General features: G+C 36.2%; 15 protein-coding genes and 1 tRNA gene. 9 read left to right on the top strand and 7 right to left on the bottom strand.

Annotated features, from left to right (window positions below):
- The first annotated feature begins 71 nt into the window (after window positions 1-71).
- From rplB to Fsol_RS00675, 3 genes are all read left to right on the top strand, one after another.
- Window positions 72-905: a 50S ribosomal protein L2 gene (rplB, locus tag Fsol_RS00685; protein ID WP_108672990.1), complete on the top strand. Its 834-nt coding sequence runs from the start codon at window positions 72-74 to the stop codon at window positions 903-905.
- Window positions 906-930: 25 nt separating this feature from the next.
- Window positions 931-1,218 (top strand): 30S ribosomal protein S19, encoded by a 288-nt coding sequence (gene rpsS / locus Fsol_RS00680; RefSeq protein WP_108672989.1) that lies wholly within the window; start codon window positions 931-933, stop codon window positions 1,216-1,218.
- Window positions 1,219-2,252: 1,034 nt separating this feature from the next.
- A complete protein-coding gene (locus Fsol_RS00675) occupies window positions 2,253-2,855 on the top strand; it encodes a shikimate kinase (protein WP_108672988.1) in 603 nt (200 codons plus the stop codon).
- Window positions 2,856-2,885: 30 nt separating this feature from the next.
- Here the strand turns inward: Fsol_RS00675 and eno are convergent, their stop codons facing one another.
- Both eno and Fsol_RS00665 read right to left on the bottom strand, forming a co-directional pair.
- Complete coding sequence (eno, locus tag Fsol_RS00670) at window positions 2,886-4,163, bottom strand: phosphopyruvate hydratase (protein WP_158521590.1); 1,278 nt, start codon at window positions 4,161-4,163, stop codon at window positions 2,886-2,888.
- 95 nt (window positions 4,164-4,258) lie between these two features.
- The gene (locus tag Fsol_RS00665) at window positions 4,259-5,197 is read right to left on the bottom strand and encodes a murein hydrolase activator EnvC family protein (protein ID WP_108672986.1); all 939 of its coding nucleotides are present in this window, start codon (window positions 5,195-5,197) and stop codon (window positions 4,259-4,261) included.
- Between Fsol_RS00665 and ruvA the strand changes: the two genes are divergently transcribed.
- Window positions 5,184-5,804, top strand: a complete 621-nt coding sequence (gene ruvA, locus Fsol_RS00660; RefSeq protein WP_108673547.1) for a Holliday junction branch migration protein RuvA — start codon at window positions 5,184-5,186, stop codon at window positions 5,802-5,804. The two genes, Fsol_RS00665 and ruvA, sit on opposite strands and share 14 nt — an antisense overlap.
- Before the next feature lie 3 nt (window positions 5,805-5,807).
- On the opposite strand, the gene Fsol_RS00655 is transcribed toward ruvA, so the two are convergent.
- On the bottom strand, window positions 5,808-6,527 hold the full coding sequence (locus Fsol_RS00655; RefSeq protein WP_108673546.1) for a 3-oxoacyl-ACP reductase: 720 nt from the start codon (window positions 6,525-6,527) through the stop codon (window positions 5,808-5,810).
- A 124-nt stretch (window positions 6,528-6,651) separates the two neighbouring features.
- Between Fsol_RS00655 and Fsol_RS00650 the strand changes: the two genes are divergently transcribed.
- Together Fsol_RS00650 and Fsol_RS00645 are read left to right on the top strand one after the other, a co-directional pair.
- A complete protein-coding gene (locus Fsol_RS00650) occupies window positions 6,652-7,176 on the top strand; it encodes a DUF2610 domain-containing protein (protein ID WP_108672985.1) in 525 nt (174 codons plus the stop codon).
- Window positions 7,177-7,265: 89 nt separating this feature from the next.
- Window positions 7,266-8,135, top strand: a complete 870-nt coding sequence (locus Fsol_RS00645) for a CDP-alcohol phosphatidyltransferase family protein (protein ID WP_108672984.1) — start codon at window positions 7,266-7,268, stop codon at window positions 8,133-8,135.
- A 14-nt stretch (window positions 8,136-8,149) separates the two neighbouring features.
- Here the strand turns inward: Fsol_RS00645 and Fsol_RS00640 are convergent, their stop codons facing one another.
- Entirely contained in the window at window positions 8,150-9,628 is a 1,479-nt protein-coding gene (locus Fsol_RS00640) for a hypothetical protein (protein WP_108672983.1), read from the bottom strand.
- A gap of 14 nt (window positions 9,629-9,642) precedes the next feature.
- On the opposite strand from Fsol_RS00640, the gene Fsol_RS00635 reads away from it, so the two are divergent.
- From Fsol_RS00635 to Fsol_RS00625, 3 genes are all read left to right on the top strand, one after another.
- Window positions 9,643-10,254 carry a hypothetical protein gene (locus Fsol_RS00635; protein WP_145958096.1) on the top strand — a complete coding sequence of 204 codons (612 nt, stop codon included), beginning with the start codon at window positions 9,643-9,645 and terminating at the stop codon, window positions 10,252-10,254.
- A gap of 56 nt (window positions 10,255-10,310) precedes the next feature.
- Entirely contained in the window at window positions 10,311-11,156 is an 846-nt protein-coding gene (locus Fsol_RS00630; protein ID WP_108672981.1) for a hypothetical protein, read from the top strand.
- A 97-nt stretch (window positions 11,157-11,253) separates the two neighbouring features.
- Window positions 11,254-11,330, top strand: a tRNA-Arg gene (locus tag Fsol_RS00625).
- Between the two features lie 46 nt (window positions 11,331-11,376).
- Here Fsol_RS00625 and Fsol_RS00620 read toward each other — a convergent pair.
- Genes Fsol_RS00620 through Fsol_RS00610 form a run of 3 tightly spaced genes read right to left on the bottom strand, consistent with a single transcriptional unit; the run spans window position 11,377 to window position 20,709 of the window.
- Window positions 11,377-15,519, bottom strand: coding sequence for a TrbL/VirB6 family protein (locus tag Fsol_RS00620; protein ID WP_108672980.1), 4,143 nt, complete (start codon window positions 15,517-15,519; stop codon window positions 11,377-11,379).
- Entirely contained in the window at window positions 15,516-18,320 is a 2,805-nt protein-coding gene (locus tag Fsol_RS00615) for a hypothetical protein (protein WP_108672979.1), read from the bottom strand. The genes Fsol_RS00620 and Fsol_RS00615 overlap by 4 nt, the downstream gene beginning before the upstream one ends.
- Window positions 18,313-20,709 carry a VirB4 family type IV secretion/conjugal transfer ATPase gene (locus tag Fsol_RS00610; RefSeq protein ID WP_108672978.1) on the bottom strand — a complete coding sequence of 799 codons (2,397 nt, stop codon included), beginning with the start codon at window positions 20,707-20,709 and terminating at the stop codon, window positions 18,313-18,315. The genes Fsol_RS00615 and Fsol_RS00610 overlap by 8 nt, the downstream gene beginning before the upstream one ends.
- Window positions 20,710-20,713: the final 4 nt, after the last annotated feature.

The raw sequence follows: 20,713 nt of genomic DNA, 5'->3' as shown, positions 1-20,713 counted from the left end.
CCCTAAGTTATTGATTTATTGCATTCTTTGTTATAGCATGTGCGAGTTCAGTAATAGAAGCATTTCGAGTAATGTCGCTAAAATTTTACAGACCTATGTGTTCCTCTACTAGAGGCTTGGTGTCGGTTGCACGCGATGATTTGTGGGCAGGAAAGCCATTTAAGGGCTTAGTTACCTCATTGAATAAGAGTGGCGGGCGCAATAACATGGGGCGCATCACAGTGCGTCATAAAGGTGGAGGACATAAAGTAAAGTACCGAATCATAGATTTTAAAAGAAGGAAATTAGACGTACAAGCAACTGTTGAGAGGTTAGAATACGATCCTAACAGAACTTCTTTTATAGCTTTAATCAAATACTCCGATGGCGAGTATTCTTATATTATCGCACCACATAACCTCAAGGTAGGCGATACCGTCATCTCTTCCGATAGCGCAGAGATAAAGGTAGGTAATACGCTTCCCTTGGGAAAGATGCCATCTGGTACGGTAGTACATAATATCGAATTAAAGCCTAATAAAGGCGGACAATTGGTAAGATCTGCAGGATGCTCTGCAATGGTCACTGGTAGCGATGGTGACTATGTTCTGGTAAGATTGAAATCAGGTAAAGCAACTATCACAAGAAAAGTATTGAGAACATGTTTTGCTACAGTAGGAGTTGTATCAAATCAGGATAATAGAAACATAAAATTCGCAAAAGCAGGTAGAAAAAGGTGGATGGGAGTAAGGCCAACTGTAAGAGGTGTGGCGATGAATCCAGTCGATCACCCTCATGGCGGTGGAGAAGGAAAGACTTCTGGAGGTAGACATCCTGTTACTCCTTGGGGTAAAGGTACTAAAGGACTAAAAACAAGAAAGAATAAGAGAACAGATAAGTTCATTGTTCACGTAAAAAATAAATAATTTTTCTAATCTTTGATAATCAAATATGTCGCAGGCTCAACAAAAGAAAGAAAGAGAGGTAAGAAGATTGCCTTACGTCGATCCGAGACTTTTGAGAAAAGTGAAAAAAGCAATGCAGGAAAATGATCAAAAGCCTATTAAAACGTGGTCGAGAAGTTGCACTATAGTACCGGAGTTTGTTGGATTGGTGCTGGCAGTGCATAATGGAAGAAAACATGTAGCCGTTATGATAAAAGAAGAAATGGTTGGAAAGAAACTTGGTGAATTTTCTCCTACTAGAACTTTTAAAGGACACGGTTCTAACAGAAAGTAGCAGAAAATACTAAAAAGTAGCGTAAAATCTTTGTCGTTCTACTAGATAGTTTGTAGACGCCTTTGATAGTAGTAGGCAAAGTTTCCGTGGAGGCTGTATATATCTCTTCTATCTGATACCAGTGTTTACTGCGTTAATTGAATTTTGCCACCTCATCGAAAAAAGCTGCTTGAGTTTTATACCTCTGATATATGTAGAAGTACTTTCTTTTATTGAAGTTATGACGATATATTAAGCCTCTTGTGCGTTATGCGCCTTTCGCGCCTTGTTCTTTTCTCAATTTACTAAATCGGTTAAATCTTTCTTATTATTTTCTCATTTCCTCATATAGATTGTATTACTTCTTTTGCTACGCAATTCAGCATAAGAAGGCGTTTTATCATTTATGCAGAACTTAGCTCTTTTGAAGAAATGTAAATATTTTCTAAAGTGTAAGTGAATTTCATAACATAGTAATAGACTACAGAAATACGCTAAAAATCTAGCTTACATCTTATGAGAGAAATACATCATTTTTTTATTACGTTCATATAGTCATAATCGATTCTATAATAAGATATCAATAACAGTACAATCCATTGTACGGCTACTATTATGCAATTACGTACATCATTTCCTTCACTAATATTCATATAAATTTCATATGAAGGTAACTCTTTGGCATACTTACTTCTGCAATATCTCGTCAGTACACAATATTTTCTCGATAATCATCGCATTTTAAGCATATCTGATGATCATAACATAAATATCCATCTTCTCTTAGAGAAATTATTAATACAATGAAAATCCACATAATTTCTATGACAAGAGTGTATATGTGTTCACATTTTACATAACTTATCAGTTAACATTTGAAAAAAGTATTGCTACAAAATTTTCGCCTGTGTTAGCATTTTTATATAAGATATTTTTTCTCCTTTGTTTGCTGCACAATAGAGGCCTTTTTTCAAGCTATGAGATCAAAGAAATCTAGTCATCATACAAAAATAAATCTTTTCTAATGAACGAATTTTTAAATTTTTGAAAAAAATATGTTACAGAATGTCAAAAATATCACCAAATCTGTCGTATTAGTAGGGCCAATGGGTTCCGGTAAAAGTGCTATAGGCAGAAGATTGGCAAAAAAATTAAAATTGCCATTCTATGACGTAGATTCCGTTATAGAAAGTCGAAAAATGCTTTCTATCACCGAAATATATGATTTTATGGGCGAAGAGTATCTTGCTCAATTAGAAGCACAGACTTTAAAGGAAATACTAAGCTATGGAATATCGGTAATATCAGCAAGTGGCAATATTACATTTACTCCGACTTTATACAACGTAATAAAGGAGAAATCGATATCTATCGCTATACTTGCGGATAAAGACATCTTGTATGAACGTTTGATGAGGCGTGATATCAGACCGTCCTTTGCACACGCAAAAGACAAATATGCATTCGTGGAAAAAATGATTAGTGATGTGGAAGCGATTGCGCCAAAACTCAATCATACTTTAATAAATAATACAACTGAATTGCATCAAATTACTTACTTCATAGCGAAGAAAGTAATAGAGTTAAATCACAAAAACAACACGTTTTTCGAAAACAGAACGCAACACGTTAACAGGTTTATACAAAAAACTGTATAGCGTTTGCCTCGAAGAACACTTTTAGCGGCTTTACTCTCCGCCTTCGAATTCATGATATATTCTCAGCAATTGATTATATTTACTTGTACGTTCTCCTCTGCATGGCGCGCCGAATTTCACAAAATCGCTACCACAACCATAAGCAATATCTGCAATGGTATGTTCTTCCGTATCTCCTGATCTATGAGAAAACACTAACATCATATCATTAGATTTTGCTAACATTACAGCTTCCATCGCTTCCGATAATAATCCGATTTGATTAGGCTTTATAATGATTGCGTTTGCAGATGCTTTTTTACTGCGAATTATTTCTTGATTCGTTACAAATAAATCATCTCCAACAATCATCACTTCTTTTCCTAACTTCTTCATAATCATCATCCATCCCTTTTCATCTTCTTCATGAAACGGATCTTCAATACTTAATACATTGCCACACTGCTTCACAAGATCGCAATAAAACTCGCATAATTGCTCAGAAGAGAGAGGATGTTTAAATTCTGACAAGTTGTACAGGAAACTTTCATCTTTCATTTCGCAGAAATTAGAAGCTGCTACATCAAGCGAAATCTTTACATTATCAAGGTTATAGCCTGCTCTTACAATTGCTTCATTCAGAATATCAAAAGCTGCCATTATATTACCGCCACCAAAACTTACCCCTCCCTCATCGCCAACATTTATACTATAATCTTTCTCTTTGAAAATTCTTTTAAGCTCGCAAAATATCTTCGCTCCTGCAATTATTTTTTCCGATATAGTATCAAATATCATTGGAGTAATCATAATCTCTTGAAAATCCAATCCTCCAACTGCATGCATTCCACCATTTATTACATTCAGCATAGGAGTACACTTATGCTTTCTATCTTCAACGGTATATCCACGCATCTCCATTAAAGTGCTTATATAATGAGATATCGATACATTCTTCTTAGAAGCGCATGCCACACAGAATGCAACTGAAACAGCAATACAAAAATTCCCTCCTAGTACACTTTTATCAACAGTGCCATCAATACCAGCTAATGCTGTATCAAACTCCAACTGTGAAGGAAAACTCATTCCACACAAGACTTGTACTCTTGATAAACCATCATCAATTATATTCTTCACACTAAAGCCATCGTCATCTCTCTTTGCGACTGCTTCATACATTCCTACGGAAGCACCACTAGGTGCAATAAACTTCCCTACAGCTCCATCAGCTAACGTAACAATAGCTTCGATTGTAGGATTGCCCCTACTATCCAACACCTCAATCGCTCTAATATTCTCAATGATAAACACAATTTTTCTTATCACTTTTGTATACCGCGACACATTACTAAAGCATCACCACTCTGTCAACTGTACATAAGAAACGAGATACAATACATCACATTACTGCAGAAATCACTTTATTCTGGATTAATTACTATTCCTTTTTTCTTTACTGAAAAGAAAAGCTGTGGTTGCTTAGCTTGCCCTGTTCTACCTACTGTACCTATTATACTTCCCTTTTTGATTTGCTGTCCTTTTTTGATCTCAATACTTTTCAAATTGCCATACGTAACGGTATACTTTCCATGCTTTACTACGACATAATTACCGTATACTTCATTACCATGCTTACAAAGTATCACAACTCCATCAGCAGCGGAGAATACTGAAGTACCGCTTTTTGCTTTTATTGTAATACCATCTCTGAAATCGTCATTTTGCTGCTCTATATGCTTTAATACTGATCCAGAGACTGGCCACATAAATGATTTATCCTTCATCGGATTAGCGCTTCTTATACCCTGCACAGATGATGATACATCTTCCTGCTGCTCAGATGAAGCAACGCTCTTCTCATGTTTATGCGAGATACTATCTTTTGAATATTCGTCAGCTTCAACGTCCTCTTTTCGCTTTTCATATACCTGCTGCACCTCAACAGTGGAATTATCATGCTCCTTTGCTTCTGCTGTAACTTCTGGCACTTTCTGCTCAGCACCATCATCACTATTTTTTTCTTGATTCCGTGATTCAGTATCGGAAACATTTTCCACCGCAGCAGAAGATCGTACTGGCATTCCTACTTCTTTCGATGCTTCTTCTTGTACATCCTTTATCGTATCGCACTCTGCTTCTTCATGCTCTTGCAAAAGATCGCTACTCTGTCCATCAACAACAAGCAGAGACTGACGAGTTGTAGTACAAGAGGAAAGACATATAATGCAGTACACTAGTACTAACACTTTCAATTCTATACTTTTCACCACATTTCCTATATTTCCTATATGCGTAAGATAACTAAAACGACTGCAATTCGCAACGTCGGAAAAATTTATTAAGCAAATGATAGGATACATAGAAGGTACAGTGCAAGAATTCGAACATGATTACGTGTTATTAAACGTACATGACATAGGATATATAGTGTATTGTGCGCCACACATCGCCAAATCTCTTCAGATTGGAGATAAAGTCGCATTTTATGTCGAACAGCAATTTAGAGAAGATGCGGTACAGCTTTTCGGCTTCACAACGAAACAGGAAAAGAAGATATTTCAATTATTGAAAGGAGTACATGGTATAGGCGCAAAACTAGCAATAACAATACTAGGCGAACTATCCGTCGCTGAGATAATTGATGCTATTGGAGATAGTAAAGTCAGTGTTTTTGAAAGAATAAGCGGTATAGGGAAAAAAATAGCTACGAGAATGGTAACCGAATTAAATACCGCGAATGCGTTTAAAAGATTATACACAGAGATAGATAGAAGCACTTATTCGGAAAACAACAAACAAGCTCCATTGCCGAGTATATATCATGAGACACTAGAGGCATTGATATATCTCGGCTTCAATAAAAATGATGCGCAGAAAACTCTTGATATCATCTCACAAAAATTGTCCTACGACATTACCAAAGAACAACTACTTCAGGAAGCACTCAAATCTTTATCGCGTTTTTAACTACTATACCCGCAAACCTCCGTTCGCATTAATCACTGCACCTGTGATAAAAGCAGTACTATTTTTAGCTAAAAATGCTGCAATTTCTGCGATTTCTTCAGGAGTACCAAGTCTACCTATTGGTATTTTTGAAACTACTCTCTGTAAATCTTCTTGTTTCATATGCATCACCATATCCGTACCAAGGTATCCAGGTGCAATTGCATTAACTGTAATTCCTAATGCAGCATTTTCCAAAGCAAGTGCTTTTGTAAAGCCTTCTATTCCAGCTTTAGAAGCAGAATAATTTGTCTGTCCTAACATACCATTGGCATTTACAGAACTAATATTGATGATCCTACCGAATTTATTATCTCTCATTTTCTGTATTACACAACGAGACATGTTGAATACCGAAAATAAATTGGTGCGCAGTACTGATTCCCAATCATTATGCTCGGTTTTATGAAACATTCTATCCTGCGTAATACCCGCATTGTTAATCAAAATTTCTACATTTCCACCTAAATAATCTTCCACTGCGGAAATGTGAAACTGACATTCTTCAAAATTACCTACATCCCAGCAAAAAGCCTTTGTGACAATACTTTTTTCTATTGCCGTTGCTGCTGCTTTATCAGAATTATAAGTGACAGCAACTGTATAACCGCTTTCGTAAAACTTTTTCGCAATAGCTTTACCAAGCCCTTTTATACCACCGGTTATTAATACGCGACGCGACATCATATTTTTTAAAATATTTATATTATCTTTAATTAGAGTAAAATTTATATCACAAGTCAATATCTATTGCATATAAAAGATAACACTTATACAATTCAAATAACGCTACTCTCTACCATAAAGAATGCCGGATCAATCCGATACAGAAAATTTTATGAAGCCTCTATGTCAGAAGGTTAAAAAAGTCCCGGAAATCGCAAAAATACCGGTCACTGCGTTCATAAATGGTGCACCATCTCAAATTACAATATCTGTCGGATATCCTAAGAAGGATAATCCTATAGAATTTCAGATGAAAGCATTAAGTGAAAAACAAATCACTATTCCTGATGAGGTAGAAAAATCGCTACACGAACTTGTCGAAATTTCTCATAAGTATCACATTTCAGTCGCAGAACTTATAAGACAGTCGAAACAAGCAGAGGAAGAACAAAAAAGAAAGTCACAACCATCTGCACTCGCGGAAGAAAGAGAAGATCTTAAAAATAACCTCAAAAAGAAAGGAATAATTACAGAAACTCAAGCTATATCTGCAGACACTACGCCTACGGAAGATACCACTGCGGACACTACGCCTACGGAAGATACTCCTGCAGATACTACGCCTACGGAAGATACCTCCACAAAAGATGCGCAAGATACTCCGTAGAAGCGCTGATATAAATTATTAAGTGCAAATTATCGACTCATCCTCCATGATAATGTAGGATCGTGCATTGAATATATACGCATAAAAGCATGAAATTCAAAATAAGCATACTAAAAATAGTATCATTCTATAAGCTATTACCATCCCTTATTACCTTAGTTTCTCTATCATTAGGTGTACTGTCGATTGTATATTCAATCTCCTTCAAATTCGAGCAAGCTGCAGTACTGATCATTATTGCTACCATTATGGATAGCATAGACGGATACACAGCAAGACTATTGAAAGCAACATCAAAGTTTGGAGAGAATTTAGATTCTATTGCAGACGTAATAAGTTTTGGAATAGCACCTGCTATCTTAATGCATATATGGCTTTCAACATATACCATAGCGCAAGATGCAACTGTGTTTTTATTGTGCACAATCTTATTTCCAAGCTGTACGGCTGTAAGATTAGCAAGATTCAATACGCAAAGTATTTCACTAGAAGATGTAGAAACATATTGCACAGAGTCACAGTACACGCATGATAAAGATGTGAGAATAAGAAAAATACTGTTTGGCATGGGAGCATTTTTCTGCGGCATACCAGCACCAGTAGGTGCGATGCTTTTAGTGCTACCATTAATGTTAAAGTTCAGCGTCATGAAAACGCTACAAATCCCCGCAGAAATAATACTGATATATCAAGTACTAATCAGTTTATCTCTCGTCAGCACACTGCCAACATTTTCTCTAAAATATATGAAAATTCCTGTAGCATATATACCAATTGCGCTACTTGGATCTGCATTATATATAGCGTACGTCCTCACTGTGCCATGGAATGCAATTCCCTTACTATTGACAATTTATATATGCTCTATACCATTCAGTGTAATAAAATTCGAGAAAATCTGTAAAAATCATACAGGAACAAGAGAATATCTACGAGAAAAATACTGCAAAAAACAATAATATTAATATTAGCGTTAGAGTAATCGAATTTTCGGTAATGTTCTCGGATTATTGCATACATTAGCACTATACCAGTGTAAGAATTGCACTGCAGAATCCATCAGATCATCATTTTTACAATACGGATATGATACTATTTCGTTGAGTAAAGCCATTACGTGATCGTCTTCAACTTTATCTCCTCTTTTTATTATAGATCTTTTAGGGAAAAATATTTTTCCGACTTCAAAGAGAAATGACACTAAGGATAATCTTGCTTTCTTACTGTATTTCGGTTTATACGAAATTACTCTCATTCTACGATTCGTGATATGAGGTAATTCTTGAATAAGCTGTATACCTGAAGCAGCTTCCTCAATAATAACGCCAAGCATCTTATGCGAGTATTGATCATATCTCTTTTGCCATTCTTCAATAATAAAGTTCTTTAATTTCAAGTATTCTGCTTTTACCCTTTTCGCTTGTAATAAATATACGCCACTATCATTAATTCCCCACTCTGTCATAGCTGAGTAATCATTACCTACTTTGCTTTTACTAGCACAATCCCAGCTTTGATATATCATATCAAATTTTTTCTCCATGTTATCATTGTACCATTGAATCCAATCTTCCCGCACTATGCTATCTTCTCTATGCTTTAATGGCTCTTGTTGATATTGAGATAGAAAAACGCTTTCTCCTACTGCATTTCTTAGAGAAGATAGTGAATCTTTCGTATATCTGAAAGTATCAAATGGCTGATTCTTCGGTATTTTAACTTCATAATCACCAAACTTGTATATTCTATCAGAAGACGCTAGCGCTTCTATAATAACGTGATGCCATTTTTGAAAATCTCCAGTATCAATTTGCAGTAACTTGCCACTCAAATCTTGCTCGTGCAATCTTTGCATAATCAAACATATAATACCATTTTTAGGAGAATTAAGACGAGAAAATAATACACTTTGAAACCAATAGTAAGTCTTTTCCCTATACTCGAGAGAATTTATATTTTGCGGAATCTGCGGATCGTCAATAATAATAATGTCCGCACCTTCTCCTAATAAAGTTGAATTTGGAGAAGTTGCAAATTTGTATCCTAGCTGTGCCGTACTGATTCTATCTTTAGAGAATCGAAATTGCTTTGCACATGGAAAACACTCACAATACCAATCTGATTGCATTACTGTTTTACAATCCATGTTATGCTTTATTGCAAGAGATTTATTATAGCTAACAGTAATAATTTTCGAGTCCGGCGCACGTCCTAATATCCAAGATGGCCATATCACACTAAATATGATAGATTTTAATGCTCTTGGTGGTATATTGACTATCAGACGATTTATAATGCCTTTTTCAATAAGTTTTATATTTTCTATAAAGCATCTTATATGCCAATTCTGATATAGTTCTTGAGTAGGATGTAGCGTGCGAAAAGCTTTATGAAAAAATGAATAAAAGTCCTCTTTTAAGATGCTGGAAAATATTTTGCTGAGTTTTTTCACTTTTTTAAACGATAATGAACATTAAATGTGTTAGTTGCTGCGCAATTTCGCATGATATGGATATATGCAATAAGTGTGGAAAAGTAATACAACTCGACGATAAAATGGTGTTGTATAAGGATACTCCTTTTGAAAATGCTGAAAATTGGATTACGCTCTTTGATATATTGAATATCACAGAGCAAGAGACTTTCTCTAACGATATTCTGCTACTAAAATGCAACCAAAAACAGGAAAAATTTCACCCTGATAAGCATATTTACGCAACGCAATTTGAAAAATTGATAGCAATGCATAGAGCATCTATATGCAATAGAGCACTCGTCACACTTTCTGATTTCGTATCACGCGTAGAATACATACTACAAGTTCATAGAATAAAGGAAGTAGCGGATGATAGTATTTTAAAAGATCTTTTTATGCTAAATATCAAATTCGAGGAGTCGGATAGTGAAGGCAAGCTGCAAATAATGACAACAATAAAAGATAAAGTCTTTACATTACAGAAGTTAATTATAAAAATAATCACGCTATCACAGTACGATAACGTTTCTAAATATTTAATAGAGTTACGTTATCTCACTAAGATGAAAAAAAACTTGCACAATCTAACAATACTCTCTTAAAGGAGAGATATATAATTACATCTTTTTTATCAGTTACTGAGAATTTTATAAAAACAATGGATACTTTTCTTGGAAAAAATACAAAAATTCCTACACAATATGCGCCGTACGTGCTATGTAAAATACCCCGCGAATTCTCAAGAAAAACTTTTATAGATAGTCAAAGTTCTGTGTCGAAAATGCACGGTTTTGATCTATGGCGATGCTACGAACTAATTTGGCTTGATTCATATCATATTCCTGAAGCATGCGTATTAGAATTCAAGTACGATGCGCAAAGCGAGTACCTTCTAGAGTCTAAATCAGCAAAGATATATCTATCATCTTTACGTAATAGGACTTTTCGAGACAGAGATGAATTAAGCATTACTATTTCCGATGACCTCAGCAGTGCATTAGAAACTACAATAAATGTAAGGATCTTCGATATTGACAGCTACTTACAGCCGGTAAAGCGTCAAGGTATCTGCTTAGATACAAAAACTAAAGAACTAGAAGAACTCAGCATGGCAGCTCTTGCAAAAGACACCTTTCATAGAAGAATGGATTACGTTACTCATTGCAATTCTACTACAAACGTCGACGATGTCATGTATACCAATACCTTTCGATGCAATTGCCCTATTACAGAACAGCCCGATCTTGCAACTGTAACGATACACTATACCGGTATAGAACTGAATAAAAGTGCTTTATCGATATATCTAAATTCTTTCGAAAAACAGAGCGGCTTCCACGAATTTTCCATCGAGCGAATATTGCTTGATATCACTTTGAAATATGAAGCAAGTAATGTAATGGTATATGGAAATTACATGAGAAGAGGCGGGATTGAAATAAATCCATATAGAGCAAATTACCTTATCGATAGTCATCATATTAGTAGAACATTACGACAATAGATTGATGATATATTTTGATTGCGATATATCACGATTTATACTACACTTTTCGTGGCTTTAGCATGCATAAAAGTTTCGCATAAAGCCACTTTTGCGTGTGTCCTTAGCTCAGCTGGATAGAGCAAGTGCCTTCTAAGCACTAGGTCGGGAGTTCGACTCTCTCAGGACACGCCATATGAGTCGTAAAGCGCAGAGATCATTATTCTGCAGTAAATAGCCTTTAATCCACAAAGTAGCGATATGCGCTACTCGCTCTTTCAGAAAGCCAACCTTTCACACTTTGTAGAGAGTTTCCGACTGCTTTACCACCGTCAGATCCATAGACTCCTTTTGCAGTTTCCGCAATTTTTGCACCAAGTGCAGAAAAGAATACTACAGCATTTCGTGTAAGACAACTTACCGCAAGAAAACAAAGTATCTGCAGCATAATAAATAATCCAACTTGAGATTCAATAGGATAGTGCGCATCACTCAGCGCTGTATATCCATGAAGAACACATAAACCAAAGAAATTCCAAAGGCATATTTTACATATAGTAAAATTGAATACTGCGGATATTAGAATAAAGGTTATTACTTGCAAAAAAGACAATGCGCTGAAGACTAGTACAACTTGCGCTGTTATTCCAAATAAGTACTTCACTGTACTCCAAAAAATTTTGTGAGAAAAATTAAACAAAATACATGATATTACAACCGGAATAAAAATGAGTAATATGGCCATTACCGTTACTGCATATAGATACATCATTGCAGCCTTTAACATCGCTACTACGTAAATATATACCGCTATCATGAACATTATACCGGCACAAAATGTCAGCACACCTCTCAATAGAGATAATAATTTCAACATTGAACTCCATATAAAGTTGAAAATATAATCGAGGTTATTTAATACAAACACTCCCGTATCGCACGAATTTACGCATGATTTGCATAGTACAAGATCTTCTAATGCAAGCGCACCGGATGCAATATTGGTGACAGCTAACATACCTCCTAAAAACGGTTTAAAGAAAAAGTCATAAAATAGCTGCCAACTACTTGCGCTAAAGAAACATGCTATCGTAGTAAATTTTGCTATCGTAAAAATGACTTCCTTTGTTGTCACTTCAGACATACCAATAAAAAATTTTAATGCATGAATCACAATACTCAGTAGTATGGCAAATCGAACAATTAGCAGCATCATCGGATTTTGCACTATTCCATCAAATAATTTTCCTACTGCTCCCGCTTCAGATGGAGAAACAGAATTTCCATCACGCTTTAATATATCGGCACCGCCAAATAGCATGCCAACATATGCCGTTATAAATCTACAAACTGGCCCTCCTTTACTAGATGATGCAGTAGGAGAAGATTGCAAAGATAGTAATCCAGAGTCATTTGGCAGTACACTGCCGCTATCTTTACCTATCACGGTACCCTGCACAGTGTACTGCCCTTTAAGAGGTCCTTTCCCTACTACTACGCTGCCATTCTCACTTCCAACATTGCCTTGTACTATATATTGCCCTGCAGTAGCATCTTTTTTTACTATAAAGTTACTATTTTCATTTCCAACAGTATATTGCCATTCATCAAATTCTTTCTGCGCGGCAGCATGATAATCATTCTCTCCAGTACCATGTGCTTCATACTGCTTCTTATTAGGATTTCCATCTACGATGACAGTGTACTGATTATCTCCTGTGATTGTATATTGCCATGCTTTATTTTGATCTATACGAGGAAATATTCTTGTAGATGTATCGCTCTTTTCGTATTGCACGTATTGCTGCCAATCAGAACTCTGCGCAAGGATATCTGTATCATTCCCTGCGGTAACAGATATACCAACAATATATCCATTTGCAGCATTCGTATTCGGCAATGCATTCTGTATCTTTGCGATATATGTTTGATATGATGAAAATATCTCACTATTCACATCGCTATCTTCGAAAGTAGTAGTAATGCTTGGACTATATCGAATTCTGAGAAATAAATACCCTTTTGGAGTGCCAAAAGGGATAGATACCGTCGCTTGTGTAGTACCAGATTGCCACGGTACCGCTTTCCACTCTACCGCTGAAATGGCATAACTTTCATCGCTTGTAGATACAAATTCGGTAGGAACTACAGCATATTCTAATCCTGCACCATTTGACAGCACACAATTTCCAGTGGAGAGTATCACATTAAATCCTCCTACATTATCAGTCCAATAAACTTGAGGTATAGTTGCAGAAGATGACGAAGCAGGCTCAAAATGCCTTAGACCAATCGCAGAAACACCTGAAGGAAGACCGCTTAAATATCCAGCAAAGCTTATAGCAGGAAGTGCATTTCTATTATATCTGATATATAGTGATTCTTCATTTTGAAACTGGCACCTTTGACGATGTGTAGCATTATTGAAGCATTGAAACATTTGCAAAAACGACAGCGGCGCTGTGTCTAAGCTAAGACTGCATGCTCCTAAGTAGCCATATAAGTAACTATCCATATCTGCAACAATGCGCATACTGTCTGGATACTGTCTCGTATAAATCGCACCTTGTAGTCCTGTACTATTCGCGAATTGGATGCTTTGAGGTGTATCATCATTTTCTTCGGACGCAGATACAGTACTACCATCAAGCGTAGCGCTGATTTCATTATTCTGAGTGCTAACAGTGCCATTATAATCGTTATTTTCATCACTTACACTAAATGCTCTGACATCGCTTGATTCTTTTTGAACTGAAACAGTTGCGTTTTTTGTAGTACCACTTGCATTGGTAGATGAAAAAGTACCACCATCACTACTAGATTGAAAATTGTATGTACCGCCATTTATTTTAGCTGTTGTATCATATTCGCCATTCTTCTTTATCATTGTTAAAGAATTTTCATCTTTTATCGCAATAATATCATCATTAGAACGAATAATACCTTCCTCATAATTGCAGGATTTCGATATATTTGGCGTTGGAGTACTCTGAAAATTGAGCAATTCCTTCATATTAAATATTGTAGATGATAGTGTAATACCTCCTGAAATATTACCGGCTATCCAATCTGCATCATTATAATCATTAGTGAAATATAGCAATAAGCTGTATTGATCAGCGTGATTTCTACATGAATATGGCTGCCAACTTGTCTCCATGCTTGAATTATCCTGTCTAGGCTGCAAGTAGTTGCAGTCATACAAATAATTTCCATAATACTCTATCTTAAAAAAGCTACCGTTCATCACAAATTGCGATGGAAAATACACGTTTGCGTTTCTTGCGCTCCACGTGCCAATACCAAGATTATACTGCGTATTAATCGGCGTAATCTCTATCTGTTCTGTAGTTGTCGTATCTTGAACAGAGGAGCAGTTTTTTTTATTCTTACCCTTCGCACACTGACTTTGCGTTTTTTCGCATTTTTTCTTTTGCCCGCCTGATAAACTATCACACGGATCAGTCACTGTTATCTCAGTGGTAGTAGCACAATCTGCAGGAGTTTGGCATCCAGCATATCCATTACTGGCATTATTCCATCCTCCAAGTGAGTAGATAGAATATGGAAAAGGAAAAATGTAAGACGTTTGAAATCCGCACATCACAGGCTGATCGCTCATACCTACTTCAGTAATACCAGTAGGGTATTTCATCGTACTGTCGTTATATATCTCGAGAGTGACTTGATCTCCTCCTTTCACTACTATTTCTGTGTTGTACGGATATGCAGGATTTAAGTCATCAATCAAAGCATTTGCTGACGTAGTAGTAGTACAAGTGGATTGAGTTGTATTGTTTGCATTTGATATCTTATACGGGCTAGTAGGATACAATAGATTTATTTCGGACAGTGAATTGTAATCGCTATTCGGTACTTTTATTGTGCTTAAAGTGTATGGAATACCACTTTGACAGCTAATAATACATTCTTGTATAGTATCCTGATTTGCCTCTATAAGATTAAGATCTACCTGCGTATTAAGATTATCTTCAATAAAATCATCTAACTTAGTGACATCTTTCTTTGTAATGCCACCTTGAATATCGCTTTGTATAGTAGATTTAAAATCTGCAGGAAGCGTAATGCCAAACAATGCAGCACACTCTTTTTGGCATCTAGCCCAACATTTCGCACCTACTGCACCTACGTAATGTAGTTCTGCGATATCAGCTTCGTGATTGAAATTACTCCATATCGGATTATAGAATCCAGTATCATAGCTATAAGTGCAACTTTTATAAAAATCCGACGATGAAGCGCTACGCAGATAAATACAAAATAAAAAAGGTACGATAAGACATATTACATGAAAAATCATACCTATACTCGCGAGATACTGTGATAAAATCGCCAGACTATATCTCTTATTTCGCTCTTTCATTTCCGAATTAGATCGTTTAAGAAGGAAACAGTTTTGCTTGGCGCTTTAAGGGCAACACCACTTATACTACCCACTCCTCCCATAGTCTCCTCTGCTGATAAGCTGCCTTTCGCAGTCTCATTTAGCGACGCTACTCCAGTAAGCCCTTCTACGAAGGTAACCATAGAATCTGAAAAATAGTAAAACAGCATTGTCATTAGCATCATATTAAACATAGGTACTAGCAGCTGTCCTACGGCATTTTGCTTTAAAAGCGTAAGAGTAAAAAGAAAAATCTGTATACTAGTAACAAAGGGTGCTACAGCTTGAGATGGAGAAGCAGCACAATTTTCCATAATATTTATTATGCTTCCTTGAGTGTTCGCTATTATTCCAATATTGTGTGAATTATTAGTTTGCGCTACATTATACATTGCACAAAAGACTGAACTGATGCCGTTGCATAAGTCAGTCATATTCAATGATAATTCATTTGTTCCACTAGAGGTCGTTGCCGCTGTAATCTGCGCTGGAGATACACCATAAAAAATTGAATTCATACATGTGAGAAACAAAGCAATCAGTGCAAACAGCACGCCAGGATATAGAGTATATCCTATGATAAGCTTCGTAGCATGCTGACATATATCTCTTGTAGGTTCAAAAAGGTAAAATGCGCACCAAATCGGCATTAATAATATAAGTACAGTGATAGTAAGCATTGATAAGATAAACATATGAGTAAACTTAAATATCACATTTAGTAAGAAGATAAGGTATATCAAAGTAACAATGCTCAATATGAATCCGTTAACACCTGCAAGCAATCCTGCACTCACAAAAATGAAAACTAGCATCTGCAATAAAGAGTATTGACAAGTGCCAAAACTCATTAATACCGCTAAAGAGCAATCTATAAAATCCCATACACTAAGATATATATATTGACCGTTACCAAGGTATGGTACTGGAGTAGGATACAACGCTTGATCTGGTGCTATTTTATCAGTTATATCGTTAAAATTCGTTAAAGCAGGCGTAACAGTTGCCGAGGTATTCGCAGTAGTTGTGCTTTTTGAGACACTTACATTACTTACCTCAGCCGATACAGTTGTAGCGTTAGCACCTACGGCTATTCTATTAGGGCCAAGTAAATTTCTGTTATTCGTACCTGGAAGAGCATAAGTACACCACTTCATCGGATCTGTTAGCTCTACCGACTGCATGAATATATTCGCAATACCATTCATGACATTCAGTATTACTTCATACAGTCCAACGCCTTGCCGTTCATCAGCAACATTAGTCATGCTGTTGTATGGTATATAAAACCATACACTTCCAATACCGAAGTACCATGCTACTACTAATCTTGCCAAATATCCGAATGCTTGCCCTCTTGTAAGATGATCTGGATGTATTAGTAAGTTAAAGCCTACAAATACCATATACAATACGACCACTACTAAAAATGCATTCGTAAATTGCGCTTGTACTATTGCGAGGAATGATTCTTCAGGATTTGTAGGATTAACAAAAATCTTAATTAAAATTGTCTGTATACAGCCAACTACTGTACTTAAAATATGAAAATCCGATGATAAGAACATAATTACCGAATTTGTACTATCTGTGGATCCTTGACTACTTTGCATTCCAACTCCAAGAGAGTTAAGATCAACTCTACCAGTAAGAAACGTCATACATATGGTGTCTTGTAAAAAAGCCGTCAGACTATCACTTACGTTTGGTAGTTCTACTGGAGGAGAGACTGTAGTTTCACCGATAATCACTGGAGGTAATCCATATCCTGCCATTTTCACCGCACGTAATGTAATACGTCCACGTGCCATACTGAAATAAGCGCCTACTTTGTCCTTTGTTTTATACGCGCTATTAATCTGCTCGTATGTCAATAGCATCGTCTGATCTCCTATTCCAGGAGATGGACAAGGAGCATTAGTATTTCTTTTTTTACGTTTTCCTAGATCCCATATCGGAATATCGACATTTCTCACTATTATTATTTGAGGTAGTGCAAAAGTAGAGCTACCTGAGATATCTGCAACTGGCTGCAACATACTAGCGATCTTTGCCGGTAATGCACGTAACTTAGGATTCATACACTGCGGCATACCATCCATGCATCCATACATTTTTTCCATATCACTTGCGGTAAGGTCTGCGATATTGATTTTCGCAATTAACGCTTGCATACCGCAATTACATTGATACAAAAATGGAATATCAAAAGCTGAGTAAAGTCCGCTACCAGTGGAGTAGAAATTATATTGCTTTGTACTAGTATTTTGTCTACATTCTGCACCTACAGCAAAATTTGCAAGATCCGATGGAACATTAACGTAATAATTGGCACATATATTACACAGCTCTATTATTAATCCGCCGACAGCAGCAAGTACCACTTCACCTACTCCAGGAATAGCTATCGCAGTAAGAGTACCAATGATTAAAGGGATTAATAGTGACGAAGTAAGCATCGATCTCGTAGTCAGTAGAGATTTGCTATTCTGACAAAAGCTTTGATTTTGCATTATCGCATACGGTATGCATGTATTTTTCAGCACTTCTTGCTCTGTAAGATAAAGAGGCTTTTCCAATAAACAGCTATGAACTACTCCTATCAAAGACATTATAAAGTGATAGAATGAGCTATCCGATATCAGTGGTTGATTCATAAACTGAAGCACTCCACTGTATCTGATAGTAGCTTCAGCTTTAGGTATCTCCACTACACTAAATGACGATGCTAAAAGAAATATTAAGAGTAATTTCCGCAAGCATGAAATGATTTTATTCATTGTCTTGCATTTCCTTTAATCGCTTGTGAAATTTTGGAAGCCAAATTTCAGGATTGGCACCGTATTTAGCGATAATTGAATCTAATATCAACACTGTTTCCGCTCTGCCAGATAATATCGAAATTACATCATCCATTCCACTGAGATCTATTTTCGCTATTACTGCATCATTACCTTGTTTTATGAGAAAATATCGACTTCCTGGATCAGTTGCTTTAATGAGATTATATTCTCGTTCAGTAAGCATGAACACCGTACGATACACGTCGGTAGCTTTTAAATTAGGAAGAAAAATTTGCGTAGCAGTTTGCTGAACTAATGTATCACTAATGGCACTTTTCGTCGCATCTTCTACACTCTGTGTTGCGAATACTATAAAAGCATTCAACTTTCTCAAAACTTTCAGCCAATCTTTGATTTTAGGTCCGAATACAGGATTATCTATCAAAGCCCATGCCTCATCCAGTACGATCATTGTAGGTGCGCCGTCCAAAGAAATGTTAATCCTATGAAAGAGATATAGCAGTACAGGACCAAGTGCTTTCTTGTTTCTCAATACTTCTGCCATTTCAAATCCAAATACACTCGCATCTGTAAAATCCACAACATCATCGCTATTATCAAATACCTTTGCTAACGCACCTTCTCCTATCCACATTTCAAGACGTCCCGCCAATGTACCAGGGCCGCTTACGCCAAGAAAAGGCGCTATATTAGAAAGTTTTCTATCTTCCGGCGCAAGCTTATAAGCTCCTTCTATAGCACTTTGTAATTTGGAAATATCTTCTGCTGTAACCGTTTCTCCATTGGATGTGACTAGTTGCTGTAACCACTCAAGTAAGAATGCTCTATTCTCGCCATTAGAAGGCAGTTTCAAAGGGTTAAAGCCGCAAAATTTACCTGGATCAATTAACGTATATTTTCCATTTAAAGCTCTTAAGAAGATCTCTGCACCTCTATCTTTATCAAAGAAAAAAAGACGAGTTTTAAATCTCTGCGCTTGCGCAGCAAGGAAATTAAGCATTACAGTTTTTCCAGCGCCAGTTGGTCCGATGATCATCGTATGTCCAACGTCACGTAAGTGAAAATTGAAATAATATGGAGTACCGGATGTCGTATCTAATACAGTTACTGCATCTCCCCAATGATTATTTCTAAGCTTTCCTCTAGGATAATTATGCATCGAACAGAATCCCGCAATATTATAAGTACTAACTATTGATTTACGAACTATAAACTCTATGTTTCCAGGCAACTGCCCCCAAAATGCAGGCTCCATGTTTACTCCTTCTCTAACACCTACTGCACCGATATTACTCAACTCTACAAGCGCTATGGATATATTATCATCTAGTTGCTTCGAAGATTCTCCAAAACAAGTGATGGTAAGATGATGCAGTCCAAAGCTTATAGCGCCAGTAGTAGCTTTATCCAACGCTTCCGTAATCTCAACTATCTGCGATAATCCTTTATCCTCCGCTTGAATCATCCTATTTTGTTGAATCTGCATTTTACCAATCGTCATCTGCTTATTGGTAAATTTAAAAGATTGCGTAATTATAAATTCAAATGGCAATTTTAAGTAACGATCCATAATACCTGACCAAGTTCTTGGACAGTATTCTTTTAAACTTACAACTCCAGCATACTTTGTAGTGTTATTATTCTGCTTTATTTCTATATGTCTCTTTTTAAAACTTAGCCTTTTATTAACTACGTATTTCCCTAAATTATCTAAAACATATAAAATCTCTGTTTTCTGATCTCCATCTATCACTCTTGAAAAGAATGAAAAAGGTTCTGAATAGTAGCTACCATTCTTTTCCTTGATGCTTAATATTCTTGGACTATAGTCCTTCAGCGTATTCACTATACGCTTTGTTGCATCATCAAGTTGCTCGTAAGCTTCTGCGACTCTAAGTTTAAAGTTATCTTCTACATTTCCAGTAATTTTATCTAAAACGGAGCCTGAGCTTTTTATTGATACTACTACTGCGACATATATATCATTCACGAAAGCATCGTAATGCCTATATCTTTCTTGCCATTTTTTTTCCAATAGCATCGCAAAACCCTCCGGCATACTAGAGTAAGAACTCATCTCAAGTCCTTTCGAAAGACTGCGAATGACATAGAAGTACAGAACGATATTTTCGTTTGCCATGCCTTTAAATAAGCTATTTCTGATGTCTTTTTTAGAATCTAAGGCTTCATCATCTGCTGTTTCAAATGGAAAACCAGATAAGCTTATAACTTTTATGAGAGAATTATCATCCGTAATAACAGTTTCCTGATCTAAATGATTAGTATATTTTATAAAGCCGCTTGCTTGATACTCATTGCTAAATACCGTCCAGTTAGGCGCCTTTCCAGGGAAAAATTTAAACATAGAA

It is taken from the genome of Candidatus Fokinia solitaria (assembly GCF_003072485.1).
Taxonomy (GTDB): domain Bacteria; phylum Pseudomonadota; class Alphaproteobacteria; order Rickettsiales; family Midichloriaceae; genus Fokinia; species Fokinia solitaria.
This window is presented reverse-complemented; position numbering and strand designations above follow the sequence as displayed.